This window comes from Falsiroseomonas oleicola, from assembly GCF_019029495.1.
In the GTDB taxonomy this organism is placed as follows: domain Bacteria; phylum Pseudomonadota; class Alphaproteobacteria; order Acetobacterales; family Acetobacteraceae; genus Falsiroseomonas; species Falsiroseomonas oleicola.
Genome location: NZ_JAERQM010000001.1, coordinates 1,164,913 through 1,179,501 on the forward strand (window position 1 = coordinate 1,164,913; position 14,589 = coordinate 1,179,501).

15 protein-coding genes and 1 tRNA gene are annotated in these 14,589 nt (G+C 70.3%); 13 read left to right on the forward strand and 3 right to left on the reverse strand.

The window, feature by feature from the left end; all coding sequences use genetic code 11:
- The first annotated feature begins 90 nt into the window (after positions 1 to 90).
- From JJQ90_RS05565 to JJQ90_RS05600, 8 genes are all read left to right on the forward strand, one after another.
- Positions 91 to 996 carry a LysR substrate-binding domain-containing protein gene (locus tag JJQ90_RS05565; protein ID WP_216873451.1) on the forward strand — a complete coding sequence of 302 codons (906 nt, stop codon included), beginning with the start codon at positions 91 to 93 and terminating at the stop codon, positions 994 to 996.
- A 368-nt stretch (positions 997 to 1,364) separates the two neighbouring features.
- Positions 1,365 to 2,855, forward strand: a complete 1,491-nt coding sequence (gene hydA, locus JJQ90_RS05570; protein ID WP_216873452.1) for a dihydropyrimidinase — start codon at positions 1,365 to 1,367, stop codon at positions 2,853 to 2,855.
- Positions 2,856 to 2,968: 113 nt separating this feature from the next.
- Positions 2,969 to 3,805, forward strand: coding sequence for a hypothetical protein (locus tag JJQ90_RS05575; protein ID WP_216873453.1), 837 nt, complete (start codon positions 2,969 to 2,971; stop codon positions 3,803 to 3,805).
- A gap of 35 nt (positions 3,806 to 3,840) precedes the next feature.
- A complete protein-coding gene (locus tag JJQ90_RS05580; RefSeq protein ID WP_216873454.1) occupies positions 3,841 to 4,896 on the forward strand; it encodes a PstS family phosphate ABC transporter substrate-binding protein in 1,056 nt (351 codons plus the stop codon).
- Positions 4,897 to 4,919: 23 nt separating this feature from the next.
- Entirely contained in the window at positions 4,920 to 5,651 is a 732-nt protein-coding gene (locus JJQ90_RS05585) for a hypothetical protein (protein WP_216873455.1), read from the forward strand.
- A gap of 21 nt (positions 5,652 to 5,672) precedes the next feature.
- Positions 5,673 to 6,107 carry a hypothetical protein gene (locus JJQ90_RS05590; protein ID WP_216873456.1) on the forward strand — a complete coding sequence of 145 codons (435 nt, stop codon included), beginning with the start codon at positions 5,673 to 5,675 and terminating at the stop codon, positions 6,105 to 6,107.
- A 29-nt stretch (positions 6,108 to 6,136) separates the two neighbouring features.
- Positions 6,137 to 6,451: a hypothetical protein gene (locus JJQ90_RS05595; protein WP_216873457.1), complete on the forward strand. Its 315-nt coding sequence runs from the start codon at positions 6,137 to 6,139 to the stop codon at positions 6,449 to 6,451.
- 64 nt (positions 6,452 to 6,515) lie between these two features.
- Positions 6,516 to 7,316 carry a bestrophin-like domain gene (locus tag JJQ90_RS05600; protein ID WP_216873458.1) on the forward strand — a complete coding sequence of 267 codons (801 nt, stop codon included), beginning with the start codon at positions 6,516 to 6,518 and terminating at the stop codon, positions 7,314 to 7,316.
- 11 nt (positions 7,317 to 7,327) lie between these two features.
- Here the strand turns inward: JJQ90_RS05600 and JJQ90_RS05605 are convergent, their stop codons facing one another.
- Positions 7,328 to 7,927, reverse strand: a complete 600-nt coding sequence (locus JJQ90_RS05605; RefSeq protein WP_216873459.1) for a hypothetical protein — start codon at positions 7,925 to 7,927, stop codon at positions 7,328 to 7,330.
- An 18-nt stretch (positions 7,928 to 7,945) separates the two neighbouring features.
- Here JJQ90_RS05605 and JJQ90_RS05610 point away from each other — a divergent pair, with 18 nt between their 5' ends.
- From JJQ90_RS05610 to JJQ90_RS05630, 5 genes are all read left to right on the forward strand, one after another.
- Positions 7,946 to 9,007: a hypothetical protein gene (locus JJQ90_RS05610; RefSeq protein WP_216873460.1), complete on the forward strand. Its 1,062-nt coding sequence runs from the start codon at positions 7,946 to 7,948 to the stop codon at positions 9,005 to 9,007.
- An 8-nt stretch (positions 9,008 to 9,015) separates the two neighbouring features.
- On the forward strand, positions 9,016 to 9,627 hold the full coding sequence (locus JJQ90_RS05615; protein WP_216873461.1) for a hypothetical protein: 612 nt from the start codon (positions 9,016 to 9,018) through the stop codon (positions 9,625 to 9,627).
- On the forward strand, positions 9,624 to 10,040 hold the full coding sequence (locus JJQ90_RS05620; RefSeq protein ID WP_216873462.1) for a DUF6524 family protein: 417 nt from the start codon (positions 9,624 to 9,626) through the stop codon (positions 10,038 to 10,040). The genes JJQ90_RS05615 and JJQ90_RS05620 overlap by 4 nt, the downstream gene beginning before the upstream one ends.
- Positions 10,041 to 10,114: 74 nt before the next feature.
- Positions 10,115 to 10,993, forward strand: coding sequence for a hypothetical protein (locus JJQ90_RS05625; RefSeq protein ID WP_216873463.1), 879 nt, complete (start codon positions 10,115 to 10,117; stop codon positions 10,991 to 10,993).
- 119 nt (positions 10,994 to 11,112) lie between these two features.
- On the forward strand, positions 11,113 to 12,807 hold the full coding sequence (locus tag JJQ90_RS05630) for a solute carrier family 23 protein (protein WP_216873464.1): 1,695 nt from the start codon (positions 11,113 to 11,115) through the stop codon (positions 12,805 to 12,807).
- A gap of 592 nt (positions 12,808 to 13,399) precedes the next feature.
- Here the strand turns inward: JJQ90_RS05630 and JJQ90_RS05635 are convergent.
- Both JJQ90_RS05635 and JJQ90_RS05640 read right to left on the reverse strand, forming a co-directional pair.
- A complete protein-coding gene (locus JJQ90_RS05635) occupies positions 13,400 to 14,176 on the reverse strand; it encodes a hypothetical protein (RefSeq protein ID WP_216873465.1) in 777 nt (258 codons plus the stop codon).
- 221 nt (positions 14,177 to 14,397) lie between these two features.
- A tRNA-Arg gene (locus JJQ90_RS05640) sits at positions 14,398 to 14,474 on the reverse strand.
- Positions 14,475 to 14,589: the final 115 nt, after the last annotated feature.

A 14,589-nucleotide genomic window follows, 5' to 3' on the forward strand; every position in this document is an offset into this window, starting at 1 on the left:
AACCACAACGATAGACAGGATGAATGATCCTCCGCGAACCACCCCTGGTAAAGGCAATCGCCAAGGACAAACCAGGGAGGTCCGCACCCCATGAACCTGCGCGACCTGCGCTACGCGCTGGCCGTGGCGGAACACCGCCACTTCGGCCGCGCCGCCGAACTCTGCCACATCAGCCAGCCCACCCTGTCGACCCAACTCCGCAAGCTGGAGGAGGAACTCGGCGTCGTCCTGTTCGAACGCACCAACAAATCCGTCGTCCCCACCGCCGCCGGCGAAGCCCTGCTGGCCCATGCCCGCACCGCCATCGACGCCGCCGACGCCATGCTGGCCCTAGCCCAGGCCTCCCGCGACCCGCTGCGCGGCCGGCTGCGCCTCGGCGTCATCCCGACGCTCGCCCCCTACCTGCTGCCCCTGGTCTTCGGCCCGCTGCGCGACGCCCTGCCCGACCTGGTCATCGAACCCTGGGAAGACATGACCCACGCTTTGCTCGAACGGCTCCGCAGCCACGACCTCGACGCCGCCCTGCTCGCCACCGACAGCGAAACCCCGGACCTGGAATCGCAGGACCTGTTCACCGAACCCTTCCTCGCCGCCCTGCCCCCCGACCACAAACTCACCCAGCAGGACCGCATCCACGAAGAAGACCTGGCCCCCGACATCCTGGTGCTGGCCGACGGCCACTGCCTGCGCGACCAGGCGCTGGCCGCCTGCGGCCAGGCCGGCCCCCACGCCGGCGCACTCCGCGCCGCCTCCCTCTCCACCCTCATGAACATGGTCGCCGCCGGCTACGGCACCACCCTCATCCCCGGCCTCGCCGCCGGCACCGCCCGCGACACCGGCATCACCCTCCGCCCCCTGCACGGCAACACCGGCCGCCAAATCCGCCTCGTCGCCCGCACCACCTTCCCCCGCCGCGCCGCCATCCACGCCATCGCCACCCTCATCCGCAGCCGCCTCGCCCCCTTCGCCACAGGCGCAGCCGAAGGCGTGGTCTGAGGGGAATGGCCCCGGAGAGGGTGGCGCTGGTTGTTCGCGGGGAGGACGCTGTCCTCCCCGCACCTCACCTGCCAAGGGGCAGTGGCCCCTTGGAACCCTTTGATTCATGAAGGGAAATGGAGAGGGGCCAGAGGGACCGTCGAACATGCGGTACCGCGGGCCCCTCTCCATTTCCCTTCAAGGTCCTGAGGTCCAGGAGGCCACTGCCTCCTGGCAGGGGGTGCAGGGGGACAGCGTCCCCCTGCAATCACCAGCACCACCTCCCACGCCATTCCCTCGGAACCATCGCCATCCCGGCCGCGACCTCTGGTGGACAAGGGCGGGGTGGATGCGCACGGTGATGGTTTGGCGATGAGAGGGTTTCGGTGATGGTGGAGCGGGCGTTTGACCTGGTGGTGCGGGGTGGTTTGGTGGCCACGGCGGCGGAGGTGTTTGAGGGGGATATTGGGATTCTGGGTGGGCGGATCGTGGCTTTGGGCCGCGGTTTGTCGGCGGGGCGGGAGGAGGTGTCCGCGCGGGGCATGATTGTCACGCCGGGTGGCCTGGATCCGCATTGCCACCTGGAGGAGTTGGGCCAGGACGGGTCGGTGCATGAGGAGAGTTTCGCCAGTGGCTCGGCGGCGGCGCTGGCGGGCGGGACGACCTCGTTCATCTGTTTTTTGCCGCAGTGGAAGGGGCATTCGCTGGCGGCCAGTGCGCCGGGCTATGAGGCCAGGGCGGCGCGGTCGCGCTGTGATTATTCCTTTCACCAGATCATCACCGATCCGACGCCGGAGGTGCTTGAGCGGGAGATTCCGGCGCTGATCGCGCGGGGTGTGCGCAGTTTGAAGGTGTTCCTCACCTATGATCCGCTGCGGCTGGATGATGCGCAGTTGATCCAGGTGCTGGCGGTGGCGCGGCGGCACCAGGCTTTCGTCACCATCCATGCGGAGAATTACGAGGCCATTGGCTGGCGCATCGATGCGCTGCTGAAGGCCGGACTGACCGATCCCTTGCAGCATGCCTGGTCGCGTCCGCCGGTGGTGGAGCGGGAGGCGACGCATCGCGCGATCGCGCTGGCGGAGCTGGTGGACCAGCCGGTGCAGATTTTCCACGTGAGCTGTGAGGAGGCGGCGGAGGAGATTGCCCGGGCGAGGGCGCGTGGCGTGAAGGTCTGGGGTGAAACCTGCCCGCAGTATCTGACCCTGTCGCATGACGACCTGCAGGGGCCGGATTTCGCGGGCGCCAAGGCGGTGTGCTCGCCGGCCTTGCGGGAGAAAGGGGAGAACGAAAAGGTCTGGCGCCGCATCCTGGATGGCACGCTGGATGTGGTGTCCTCCGACCATTGCGGCTTTTCCTTCGCGACGGCGAAGCGTGCGCCGGGCAGTGGCGGCTATGGCATGGGCAGCGCCAATCTGCGCGCGGATGGCACGCCGGCCTTCAACGCGATTCCGAATGGCGTGCCGGGCATCGAGACGCGGTTGCCGGTGCTTTTCTCGGAAGGCGTATCGAAGGGCCGCATCGACCTGCCGCACTTCGTCCGGCTGAGTTCGGCCAATGCGGCGCGGCTGTTCGGCCTGGCGGGGCGCAAGGGCAGCCTGATGCCGGGCGCCGATGCCGATATCGTGATCTGGGATCCGGATGCCGAGCGAACCATCCGCAATGCCGACCTGCACCACGCCATCGACTACACGCCGTGGGAGGGTTTCGCCGTTAAGGGCTTTCCGCATGTCACCATCGCGGGTGGCAAAGTGGCGGTGCGCGGCGGGGAAGTGCTGGCGCAGCCGGGCGACGGGCGCTTCCTGGCGCGCGGCGCCTACGACACGGCGAAGCCTAGCGGCCGGGTGCCGGATGGCTTCGACGCGGCCTCCGCCGGGTAGTCCGACTTCGCGCCGCAGCATAACGCGGCGTTACCTTCACGGTTTCACAACCACTCCCCGTCATCCTCCGGGCGCCGACCGACAAGCGGTCGACGTTCAGGGGCGACACAATCGTGGCGATCGAACTGAATTTGCGGGACGACCCCGCGCCGTTCCTGATGGAACGGCCCCAAGCGGCGCTCCGGCGGCGCGCAGCGGCGCCGTTGGCGGGCTTCGCGCTGGGCGCGGCGGCGGCGGCCGCGGCGCTGTTGTTGTTCTGGCCGGGCACGCCGATTTCCGCTGGCGCCACCACCCCCGCCATCGTCCTGGCGGTGGAGGATCGGGCGGCGGCGCTGGACACGCTGTTGCGCCAGGCCTCCGCCCGCATGGCGAATGAGATCGCAAGGGCCGAAAGCGCGGCGCAATTGGCCGAGGCCAGCGCGCAGCGCGTGGCGACCCTGGCCGAACGCGGCCCGATGGCCGATCGCTTCATGATGGCGGCGCTGCTGCTGCAATCCAGCGTCGCGACGCCGCGCCCCTGGCTCCGCGAATACCAGGCGATGGTCGCACTCGCCCCGCCGGGCGCCCTGCCGCGTCCCCTGGCGGAAGTGCTGGCGAGCCATGCGGCGCGCGGCCTGCCGGCCGAGGCGGAGCTGCGTGAACGCTTCAACGCCTTGGCGCCGCAGCTTCTGGCGCGCGCCCCCAGCGAGACGACGCTGCTGAACCAGGCCACCGGCACGCTGCGCGGCTGGCTTTCCGGCATCGCGGATCATCTGCGGCGCGGCAACCTGGCCGGCGCCGTGGCCGATGCCGGCGCGCTGGACCCCGCCTTGCAACCCCTGGTCGCCGGCTGGCTGGCGCAGGCGCGTGCCCGCATGGCGGTGGAACAGGCCGTGCAGGAAACGCTTCTGCGCGCGCTGAACCCCCCCTCGACGCAGCCCACGCTCGCCGCCGCCACCCGCCGGCCCTGATCCCCCTTTTCACTCCATCCCCCCGGGAGTCCAACATGGGCCACCTTCGCAGCCTTTTCCTCGGCCTTGCCATGGCCGTCGGCGCCGCGGCGCCGGCCCTGGCGCAGGGCGCCATGCGCGACCGCCTGGTTGTCATCAGCTCAACCTCTGCCGGCACCGTCGCCCGCATGATCGGCGCGAGTTTCGCCGAGCGCTACGAGGGTGCGCTGGAGCCGACGCGGCGCGGCCTGCCGACCACCGCGGCGCTGGAGCTGTTCTGCGCGGGGATCGGGCCGCAGACCCCGGATATCGCGATCACGGTGCGGCGCATGCCGCGCACCATGCTGGAAACCTGCCAGGGACATGGGGTGCGGGAGGTGGTGGAGATGCGGCTCGGCCTCAGCGCCGTGCTGCTGGCGGTGCGACGTGGCGAGCCGACGCCCAATCTGACCTCCCGCCAGGTGTGGGAGGCGCTGGCCGCCGAACGGATCGACGACGAGGAATTCGTGCCGAACCGCCGCGCGATGTGGTCCGACGTCGCGCCGAGCCTGCCGCGCACGGAGATCCATGTGCTGGCCCCCAATCTCGGCACCGGCACCAACGGCCTGTTCGAGGACATGGTGCTGGAGGGTGGCTGCCGTGACGTGAAGGCGATCCGCCTGCTGTTCGAGGCTGCCTATCGCCGCGGCAAATGCATCACGGCGCGGGACGATGGGCGGATCCAGCGGATGGGCGGGCTTGAAGTGCCGGCCGCGCTGCTCGCCGCCCCGCCCGGCACCATCGGCGTGATCTCCTTCGACCAGTTGCTCGCCAGCGGCGGCAACCTGGTGGCGCTGTCACTGGATGGCGTGCTGCCGACGCAGGCCTCGATCTACGCGCAGGACTATGTCGCGACGCGCACCGTCTACCTCTACGCCAAGCGGCAGCATACGCGGATGCAGGAAGGCGTCGGCGTGGTGCGCGGCATCCGCGAATTCCTGAACGAAGCCGCCAGCGAGGCGGCCTCCGGCCCGGGCGGCTACCTCTCCGTCACCGGCCTGGTGCCCCTTGGCCCCGGCGAGCGTGCCGCGCAGCGCCGTACCGCCGAGCGCCTGACCCTGATCTCCCGATGACCCGAACGCAGGAGCGCCGCGCCATGCCCATCGCCCCCACCGCCCGCCGCGCCACTGCCTGGCTGCTCGCCGGTGCCCTCGCCACCCTGCCGCTCGTGGGCGATGTGGCGCTGGCGCAGCCCGCGGCTTCGGATGATCGCACCCGCGTCACCGTGCCGCTCCAGGACCTGCCGGACAGCGGCGGGATCGGCGAGCGGGCGGAGGAACTGCTGGGCAGCGTGCTGGACCTGTTCGGCTTCAGCGGCGGCACCACGCATTTCATGCGCCGCCACGGCGCGCTGAACCGCAGCCGGACGCAGGATGACGACTTCACCTGGCTGATGGACATCGCCGGCTACAAGCTGAAGGAGATCGAGAGCAGCATCGGCCTGATCCCGACCTTCGGCCTGACCTTCGGCCAGGCGCGGGAGCTGACGGAAGCCGATCGCGACTATGTCGAGCGCATGCTGGAACGGCATGCGGCGCGCAATCCGGGGCCGGTGGCGCTGGTGCAGCGGACCATCGTGCGCGGCATCCTGGATGCGACGGAGATCGGCGGCTTCACCGTGGACAAGGTGGATGTCGACCTGTTCCCGCTGCCGCGCGTGAAGTTCGTGCTGACGCCGACGGATGCGCCGCTGGGCATCGAGGCCAGCCGCATCCTGCGCGCCATCGACCGGCTGAATGCGCGGGTGCAGGGCATGGCGACGCAGCCTCAGGGCATGGACATGCCGACGCAGCCGCAGCCGCCCGCGCTGCGTCCGGCATCGCTGTAACGCCGAGCGGAGACGACGGACATGTATGCTCCCGACCAGGATGGCCGGATGCGCTTCGCCGAGCTGGTGAAGCTGCAACTCCAGGGCCGCCGCTTCCTCGACCGGGCGGAGGAACGCCGGCTGCTGGAGGAAGGGCTGACCCGCTACGGCCTGCGGCTGGAGGAGGCCAGCGGCTTGCTGCGCGCCGCCGCGGAGCAGGACGGGGTCGCCATGGAAGGCGAGCTCGGCCGCTCCTCCGGCATGTTGCTGAAGACCATGGCGGATCGCCGTGGCCGTGTCGCGCGGCCGGATTTCGACAAGGCGGTCGCCTTCTACCGCGCCCGCGCCGGAGACGGTCTGACGCCGCGGGAAGCGGCGACGCGGGTGAAGCGGCAGATGGAGGAGCTGGAACTCCAGCCCAAGCCATCCGGCCGCCTGATCCGCACGCGCCGCTGGTATCGCGCGATCGAGGGCTGAGTTTTTTCCATCTCTGAAGGGGTGAATCGATGAAGACGTTTCTTGCCGCATTGCTGATGCTGGGCCTCGCGCTGGCCCCCCAGGCCGCCCGTGCGCAGGGCGCCGCCGTGCTGACGACGCCGGCGATTCCCTCCGTCACCCTGCCGTCGGTCACGCTGCCGGAAGTGCCCTCGCAGCGGATCACGGCGGGCCATGCCATGGCGCTCGGCGTCGGCCTGTTCGCCGGCGCCGTGGCGGGCTCGGCGCTGATCCATGGCGGCGCGCTGGCCACCGCGATCGGCGCGGCGGCGGGGCTCGCTTTGGGTCACTGGGTCTGGACCGAGGCCGACATCGACATCGACTGAGGCGAAGGCACCGCCGTGCCCAGGATGGCACGGCGGTCCCGCGGCCTGCCCAGGAGGGGCGATATTGGAACTTTCCCTGCCACACCACATCGCCGCCATGTCGTGGTGGATGGCCATCGCGCTGACCACCGCAGTGCCGCTGCTGCTCGCGCTCGGCCTGGGCCATGTCATGCACCAGATCTTCACACCGCAGGAATTCGCGGCGAACGTGCAGATCGGCGCGGTGAAATACGGCTTCGTGGTGGAGATCTACGCCGTCGTCGCCGCCCTCGCCCTGGTAGGCGCCTGGGACATCTATCAATCCGCGCGCGACAGCCTGCAGCAGGAAACCAACAACCTCTACATGCTGGCGCTGTCGGTCGATACCTTCAGCGGTCCGGATTTCGCGACGCTGCGGCAGGAGATGCGCACGGCCATCCGCCTCTATGCCGGGGCCGTGGTGGCGCAGGACTGGCCGGCGATGCAGGCGGGTGTGCCGAGCACCGGTTCCGAAGCCGCCTTCCAGCATCTGACGCGAACCTTCCTGGATGCCAATGGCGTCAATACCAGCCAGCAGTCGCTGGGCCAGGTGATGCCGGGCTGGCTGGCAGAGGTGGCGCAGGCGCGCGTCGCGCGGCTTTCGGTGATGTCGCGCAGCCTGTCGGGGCTGATCTGGGCGCTGGTGCTGACCGTCTCCGTCGCCACCATCAGCTTCCAGTGGTTCTTCGGCGGCGGCCACATCGCGCTGCACTACACCATGGGCGCGGTGATCGCGCTGATCGTCGGCGCGGTGCTGCTGGTGGCGCTGAAGCTCGCCTTTCCCTTCGTCGGCGACGCCGCGCTGCTGACGCCGCGACCCTTCCTGGCGTTGATGGAGGTGACGTGATGCCCCCCCGTTCAATGATGTCCACGGGGTGCGTAGCGCCAGCGCTGGAACAGCACCAGCAGCACGGCGAACAGCCAGAAGTTCAACAGCGCCAGCATCCAGGCCAGCAGATGGATGGCGTAGTGCAGCAGCAGCGCGGTGCTGGCGGCGAACAGCAGGAAGGCGGCCAGCGCCCGCAGCCGCGCCTTGCCGCGCCACCAGCGCAGCGCCGCAAGTGGCCCGCTGGCCAGCAGCAGCAGCGCCAGCCCGCCGGGCATCGCGCCGAGCCCGCCCTGGCGGAGTTGCTCCGCCGCATGGTCCAGGGTGGCGCGGCTTGGCAGGCCGTGCCGTGCCAGGAAGCCGGGCAGGTCGAGGGTCCAGGGCCCCTCCGCCACGAAGATGCGCGACAGGCGGAAATCATCGCCATGCGGCACCGCCAGCAGCAGCGCGACGCCACTGGCCAGCCCGGCCGCCAGCGCCAGCACATGCAGCAAGGGCACGGCCTCCGCATCATGCGGCGCCAGCATGCCGTACAGGATGCTGGCCAGGCGCAGCAGGCCGAGCGCCAGCAGGATGGCGAGCGCCGCCTCCGCCCCGCCCCAGAGAATCGTCCCGATGCCGCTGAATTCCATGCGCGGAAGCTAGGTCCGATGGCCCGGCTGCGTCCATGGCGCGAGGCGGGGATTGCCCTGGCTGTCCTGCTGCTCGCCCTGCCGGCCTCCGCCGCGCCGATGGCCGTGCGCAACATGGACGGAAGCTGCGGCCTGCGCGACGTGCCCGAACAGGCGCTGGCCGCCTGGGATGCCCGCCTGGTCGCCGAGGCCGCGCGGCTGGAGGCATTGGCCGGCCGGCTGCTGGCCGATGCCGCCGCCATGCGCCTGGCCCCGGCGCGGGAGGCGGTGCCGGCCTTCGGCGACTGGGCCTATGGCTGGGTGCAGAGCTACATGACCGCCTATCGCGTCCTGGGCCTCGCCATGCGCGGCGTGGCGGAGGGCGTGGCCGATGGAGTCGCCGGCGAGGACCCCGCCATCACCCTGTCGGATCGCATCGCCCAGGGCATGGCGACCCCGGTGCGGGAGGCATTTCGCCAGCGCGTGCTGGAACCTGTCCTGCCGCCCGGCACGCTGGAGGCCGACCGCGCCCATGCCGCCTTCGTCGCGGGACTCGATTGGCAGGAGGCCCTGGCCCGCGTGGCGCGGGAGGCCGCGGCCCTGCCGCAGGTGGCCTTGATCGCACCCGCCGCCGTGGGGGTGCCGCGCCTCGACCTGCTGGCGGCGTCGCGGCCGCTGGCGGACGCCCTGCCCGATCCGGGCGGCACCGATCCGCTGACCCTGGTGGTGGAGGAAGGTGCCGACAGCAGCAGCGTCTTCCTGCGCTCCATGCGGCCGATGGCGGCCCGGCTCGGCGCCGTGGCGCTGCGGGTCAGCGAGGCTGGGTCCCTGGTCGCGACCGGCGGCGCCTTCGGCTACGCGCTGGGCGGCACGCCTGGCGTCGCGGTGGGCGTGGCGGGCGGCGTCGGCCTGTCCTGGGGCCTCGACTATGTGCTGAACCGCGTCGACTCGGCGCTCAACCGCAGCAGCTTCGAGGCCCAGGCGCTGGAAGCGCTGGAACGCGCGGAGCGGCGCATCGCCGAACAGGGGCGGGTGGCGGTCGCGGCGGCCCTCGCCACGCGCCACGCCGCATTGCGACCGGAGGCCCAGGGGTGCGGATGATGGTGCGGATGATGCTGATGCGCGGGTTGTTGACCTTTTCGCTGTTGCTGGCGCTGGCGCTGCCCGCCCGGGCGCAGCCCGTCACGCCCGATCGCGCCCTTCTGGCGCTGGCCGGGGCGGAGTTGCTGCTGCCGCATCTGGCGCGGCCCGCCCCCTTCCCGCGCGCCTTGGCTGTGACCCGGGCGCTGACCGGGGACGATCCGGCCTGGGTCGCGCTGCTGGCGCCGCTGGAGGCGATCGCGCCGCAGGGCGCGCCGCTGCCGCGCCAGCTCGCCGCCAGCTTCGGCGTGGCGGCCGATGCGGCGGTGCTGGCGGAGATGGGCCAGGGCGACAGCCGCTGGCAGCGCTGGATGGCCACCGCCATGCGCCTCGGCGCGCGTTTCGGCGGCGGTGACAGCCCGGCGCTGGCCGCCATCACGGCGGCGGAGGCGCTGCTCGACCAGGGCGCGCTGGAGGCCGCCGATCAGGCGCTGGCGACCCTGCACGGCCCGGCCGCCGCGGCGCTGGCGGAGTGGCGCGCGGAACTGCAGCGCCGTCGCGCGGTGGATGCGGCGGTCGCGGCGCTCGCCGATCTGGTCACCCGGCGCGCCGCCCTGCCGCAGGCGCTGGCCGGGCGATGAGCGCGGCGCGCTTCGACTGGCGCGGCGTGGTGGCGCGGGGGCTGTTCAGCCTGTTCATCGTCTTCGCGCTGTACAACCCCTCCGGCTATTCCTACCTGCACTGGCTGCTGGATGGCTTCGCCTGGTTCTGGGCCAAGATCGCCATCGGCGCGCTGCTCTGCACGGCGCTGCTGCTGCTGTGGAAGACCGCGCGCGGCGTGCTGAAGCGGCGCGGCATGATCCTGGTGGCACTGTTCTGCATCGGCGCCGGGATGACGCTCGGACAGCTTTCCGGAACCTCGCTGCTTGCCCCGGAATCGCTGCTGATCTGGGGCCTCGTCAGCCTCGCGGCGCTGTTCACCGCCGGCCTGTCCTACTCCCACATCGATCACCGGCTGGGCGGCATCAGCCATACCGAGGAGGTCGGCAAGTGATGGTTCCTGCCCCTGCAGCTGCTCCCGCATCGCCCACCGCTGCTGCGGCCCCCCGCAAGGCGGATGTCTTCCTGGTGAGCTGCATCGACCCGCGCCTGGTCGATGACGTGACGCATCTGATGGAGGCGGTGGGCCGCACCAACCGCTATGCGGAGCTGCGCATCGCCGGCGCGGCGCTGGCCGCCGTGGACCCCGCCCGCCCGGCCTGGAGCCAGGCGCTGTGGGAGAACCTGGCCGCATCGCGCCAGTTGCACGGCGTGCGCAAGGTGGTCTTCGTCAATCACCGCGACTGCGGGGCGATGAACCTGTTCACCAAGCGCCGCCTGACGGATGACCCGGCGGATGAGCTGGTGCAGCACCAGACGGTGATGGAACAGGCCGCCGCCGAGGTCCTGCGCCGCCATCCCGACATGACGGTGGAGCTGCGGCTGATGGAGCTGGATGGCAGCACCACCCTGCTGCCCTGCGCCGCCTGCACCGGGTCCCGCCCCCGCCCGGCCTTGTGGGCGGAGGCGGTGGCGCCACCGCCCAACGGCTTCGCGGAGCTGGTGCGGCTGCGCCTGGCCGATGGTCCGCTGCCGCCGGAGGCGGAGCGCGCCCTGCTGGTGGAGGGCGTCGCCCGCCACGGCCTGACGGCGGAAGGCGCCCGCGCCACGCTCGCCGCCGCCGCCGCGGCGCGCGGGGAGGCCACCAGCGCGGCGGCGGAACGGGAGATCGTGGTGTTCCTGCGCAGCCGTGCCGACCGGGAACGCCGCGTGGCGCGCGACGATGTGGCCCGCGCGGCGGCGCTGTATCGCCGGCTCGCGGGCGGGGTGCTGCCGCCGGCGGAAGCCAGCCGGCGCACCGCGGCGCTGCTGCAGCGGGAAGGGATGACACCGCGGCCGGAGGGCATCTGGCGCTCGATCGCCTGGTTCGCGAAGCTGCTGGATGCGGGGCCAGCGAAGGCGGCCTGAACCGCCGTTGCCCCCAGGGCTTCCCGGGAAGATGAGGCCGCCGGCCATGTCGCGGTTCACAATTCGCAACCGGGACGTGTAGTCTCCCCCACCGGCCCGTGCAGGCCCAAGGGAGGCGGATGGAGGATACCACCACGCACTGGACGCTGGGCAGCGCGCCGCCGCCCGGCATCCTCTGGCCCGCCGCGCTCCAGCATATCGGCCTCGGCTCCGTCACCCTGGTCTTTCCGCTGATCGTCGCTGATGCGGCAGGCGCCGATCCCGGGATGCTGTCCTCCTATCTCTCGCTGGCCATGCTGGCGCTCGGCATCGGCACGCTGCTTCAGGCCTGGGGGCGGCATGGGGTGGGCTCCGGCTTCCTGCTGCCCTCCGTCTTCACCGCCATCTACCTGCCGCCCACTTTGATCGCGGCGCAGCTCGGCGGGCTTGGCGCGGTGGCGGCGATGACGCTGGTCGCGGGGGTGACGCAGGTGCTGCTGTCCTTCGCCGTGAAGCGGCTGCGGCCCTGGCTGCCCACGGAGCTGGTCGGGCTGGTGGTGCTGATGATCGGCGTCAGCCTCGGCCTGCTGGCGCTGCGGCTGATGCTCGGCTTCGGGCCGGGGATGGATCGCGGCACGGATGACCTGCCGGCCACGGCGGTGGCGCTGCTGGTCATCATCGGCGCGACCATCTGGGGCGGGCCGCGCTGGCGGCCGGTGGCGGTGCTCGCCGGGCTGGTGCTGGGCTTCGCGACGCATGTGGCCGGCGTGCTTGCCATGGGCGGGACGCTGCTGCCGGTGCCGGTGGCCTGGCACCTGCCGCACTGGCCGGTGGCGATGCCGGCGCTGGAATGGACGTTGCTGCCCGGCTTCGCCATGGGGGCGCTGGCCTGCCTGGTGCGGGTCTGCGGCGATGTGGTGGCCTGCCAGAGGGCCACCGACCCGCAATGGCGGCGGCCGGATTACGGGCAGATGCGGGCCGGCGCCCTGGCGGACGGGCTCGGCACCTGCATGGCCGGCCTGCTCGGCGTGCCGGGGGTGAACAGCTACACGGCGAGCGTCGGCCTCGCCATCGCCACCGGGGTCACGGCCCGGCGGGTCGGGCTGGCGGTGGGCGCGCTGTGGATCGGCCTCGCCTTGGTGCCGGGGGCGGCGGCGGTGGTGCTGGCGGTGCCGCGCGGGGTGCTGGGCGCGGCGCTGTTCTTCGCGGCGGCCTTCATCGCGGTGACCGGCATGGGCATCGTCACCCAGCGGCTGATGGATGCGCGGCGCACCCTGGTGGTGGGCGTGGCGCTGGTGATCGGCCTGTCCTACGACGCCGCGCCGCAGATATTTGTCGGTCTGCCGCCGGCGGCGCGGCTGCTGGTGTCATCCTCCCTGGTGCTGGCCATGGTGGTGGCGCTGGGGCTGGTGGCGGCCTTCCGGATCGGCACCGCGCAGCAGCGCCGGCTGGTCTGGCGGCCGGAGGATGGGGCGGCGGTGCTCCAGGATTTCGCCCACCAGTCCGGTGCCGCCTGGGGCGCGCGGGCGGAGGTGGTGGCCCGGCTGGAAGCGGCGCTGGAGGAGGTGGCCCAGGCCCTGCCCGGCCTGCTCGCCCCCGGCGCGGCGGTGGAGCTGGCGGCGCGCTTCGACGAGTTCAACCTGGATGTCACGCTGCGCTGGGCCGGCGAGGCGCTGCTGCCCGCCGATGGCAGCCCGCCAAGTCTGGAGGATGCCGAGGACGCCGCCCTGGCCGCGCGCCTCGCCGCGCTGATGCTGCGCCGCGCGGCCGACCGGGCGACGGAGGCCGTGCTGCCGGACGGGCGGCAGGAGCTGCGGCTGCATTACGATCATTGATGGGCGGGGGGCAGACCTGCCGGCCGGCGACCAAGGAAAGTGGTCTCCCCGGCAATCGCTGCGAATAATTAGAGATGGTCACGGGTGGTCAAAGTTCGGCTGAAAGCCGCACCCGGCCTCGCGTTTTGCGCCCTTCGGCATGGTCACAGATGATCACCCGTAATCACCCCTAACCAGTGCCGAGTGTGGGGGCGATTGTGGTGGCCGCTGAAGTTCGATTCCCTGAAACCTTGCTAGAAGGTCTGGTGCGAGGGTAGATGGCGCGGCGCCGCAAGGCTCTGGACGTCAAGACGGCGGAGGCTTTACGCCCCGGTTTCACCGACCGCACGCTCTACGTCGCACTAGGACAAGCCGGCTTCGCCCTAATCCGCGTGTGGCGCGGCAACGCGTTCGGCCTGTGGGGCATGGCGCACCTAGGTCCCGCTAGGGACCTATAGTGCGCCGGTCGGGGGGCGGTGGTAGATCTATATCTATAGAGCAATATGCGTTCAAGCGAACGCAGCGTGCTCTAACCGCCTCGCCCAAGGTACCAGCGTGGGGAGCCCGTCTTTCATAAATCCCGAGATTTTCCGATGATGCAGCGCGAAAGGTATCAAAACAACTGAAAACGAGGAAGGTTTTGCGCTCTAACGTATCGAATGAATGCAGAACCTTCCGCCGTAGCGCTACCGTGATTCTCCCTTGCTTCCACATAATTTTGAAGGTGCAAGAACCTAAGCCAGGTTTCGAAATCGAGCGGCGGCTTTACGTCGATTTGGTCTTGCGTTGCAGCTGTGTATCGCTGGACGTGCAGCTCGTGGAACGGGCGAAGATCGATCGGATCGGCACTTGCTAACATAGCCTCCAGCGCTTCTAGTTGAGATCGAAAGATGGCGAGATAGTTGAACAGGGCATTGTTTATCAGCGCGGCATTCGCGTACTTCTCGAGCAGCCACGTCTCCCTTTTCAGCGAGTTGTCTCCTACGTCGGTATCCATAACTGTATGGATATCTTTGATTTTTGCAGTGACGACATCGCCGAGAGCGCCGTCTGTCCCGAAATTTTTGCGGATTTCCTCGAATGGGCGATTTGCTAGCTGTGAGGACACCGCCGCGTCAGCGAATTCCGCGCCAGCCGGTCCAAACTTCCGAACCCTTCCGATAAGGGCTTGAGCCTCTCGGCGAAAAATCCAGACGGCCCACATGACCAGCAGTGGCCAGGCAATAGCTGATGCGCCGCGGAAAAGCTCGGCGAGGCCGCGTAGCTTCGGTTCATCTCCATGCTTCAGAATGGCTAGCACGCCGAAGAAGCAGCTAAGCGAAAACCATAGCCACGGCTTTGATAAAGCTTCCGCTCCTATCAATTTTATCTGCTTGATTGCGGCGCGCATCCTACCTCCGTAGCCGGGCAATGTGGGCGCCGTTCGGGATGCACTACAGCCCTTACAGGACGGGGCCGGCTGTGGCCTCGCCGCGCTGTGCGCCGATCCACATTGTCCCAGAAGTACGCCGCACATTCACCGCGCGTGCTGCGACCACCCCCACCGGGTGTGGGGCTTAACGTGGGGCTGAAGCGCAGGAAACGGAAAAAACATTCGAGAACAAAGGCTAATGGTGTCCCCGGCGGGATTCGAACCCACGGCCCCCAGATTAGGAATCTGGTGCTCTATCCGGCTGAGCTACGGAGACGCCGCAGCGCAATTACCACAGCCCCGCCCTGCCCCGCGAGGGGGGATGGCCCGCGCCGTGCGCGGAATGGGATGACAGGCGCGCGGATATCCGCATGATCGGACGGCCAGGAAGG

Bases quoted from the DNA above. Each gene is read 5' to 3' on its own strand.
- JJQ90_RS05565 (WP_216873451.1), top strand. From the start codon at position 91: ATGAACCTGCGCGACCTGCGCTACGCGCTGGCCGTGGCGGAACACCGC.
- hydA (WP_216873452.1), top strand. From the start codon at position 1,365: ATGGTGGAGCGGGCGTTTGACCTGGTGGTGCGGGGTGGTTTGGTGGCC.
- JJQ90_RS05580 (WP_216873454.1), top strand. From the start codon at position 3,841: ATGGGCCACCTTCGCAGCCTTTTCCTCGGCCTTGCCATGGCCGTCGGC.
- JJQ90_RS05585 (WP_216873455.1), top strand. From the start codon at position 4,920: ATGCCCATCGCCCCCACCGCCCGCCGCGCCACTGCCTGGCTGCTCGCC.
- JJQ90_RS05590 (WP_216873456.1), top strand. From the start codon at position 5,673: ATGTATGCTCCCGACCAGGATGGCCGGATGCGCTTCGCCGAGCTGGTG.
- JJQ90_RS05595 (WP_216873457.1), top strand. From the start codon at position 6,137: ATGAAGACGTTTCTTGCCGCATTGCTGATGCTGGGCCTCGCGCTGGCC.
- JJQ90_RS05605 (WP_216873459.1), bottom strand. From the start codon at position 7,927: ATGGAATTCAGCGGCATCGGGACGATTCTCTGGGGCGGGGCGGAGGCG.
- JJQ90_RS05610 (WP_216873460.1), top strand. From the start codon at position 7,946: ATGGCCCGGCTGCGTCCATGGCGCGAGGCGGGGATTGCCCTGGCTGTC.
- JJQ90_RS05615 (WP_216873461.1), top strand. From the start codon at position 9,016: ATGATGCTGATGCGCGGGTTGTTGACCTTTTCGCTGTTGCTGGCGCTG.
- JJQ90_RS05620 (WP_216873462.1), top strand. From the start codon at position 9,624: ATGAGCGCGGCGCGCTTCGACTGGCGCGGCGTGGTGGCGCGGGGGCTG.
- JJQ90_RS05630 (WP_216873464.1), top strand. From the start codon at position 11,113: ATGGAGGATACCACCACGCACTGGACGCTGGGCAGCGCGCCGCCGCCC.
- JJQ90_RS05635 (WP_216873465.1), bottom strand. From the start codon at position 14,176: ATGCGCGCCGCAATCAAGCAGATAAAATTGATAGGAGCGGAAGCTTTA.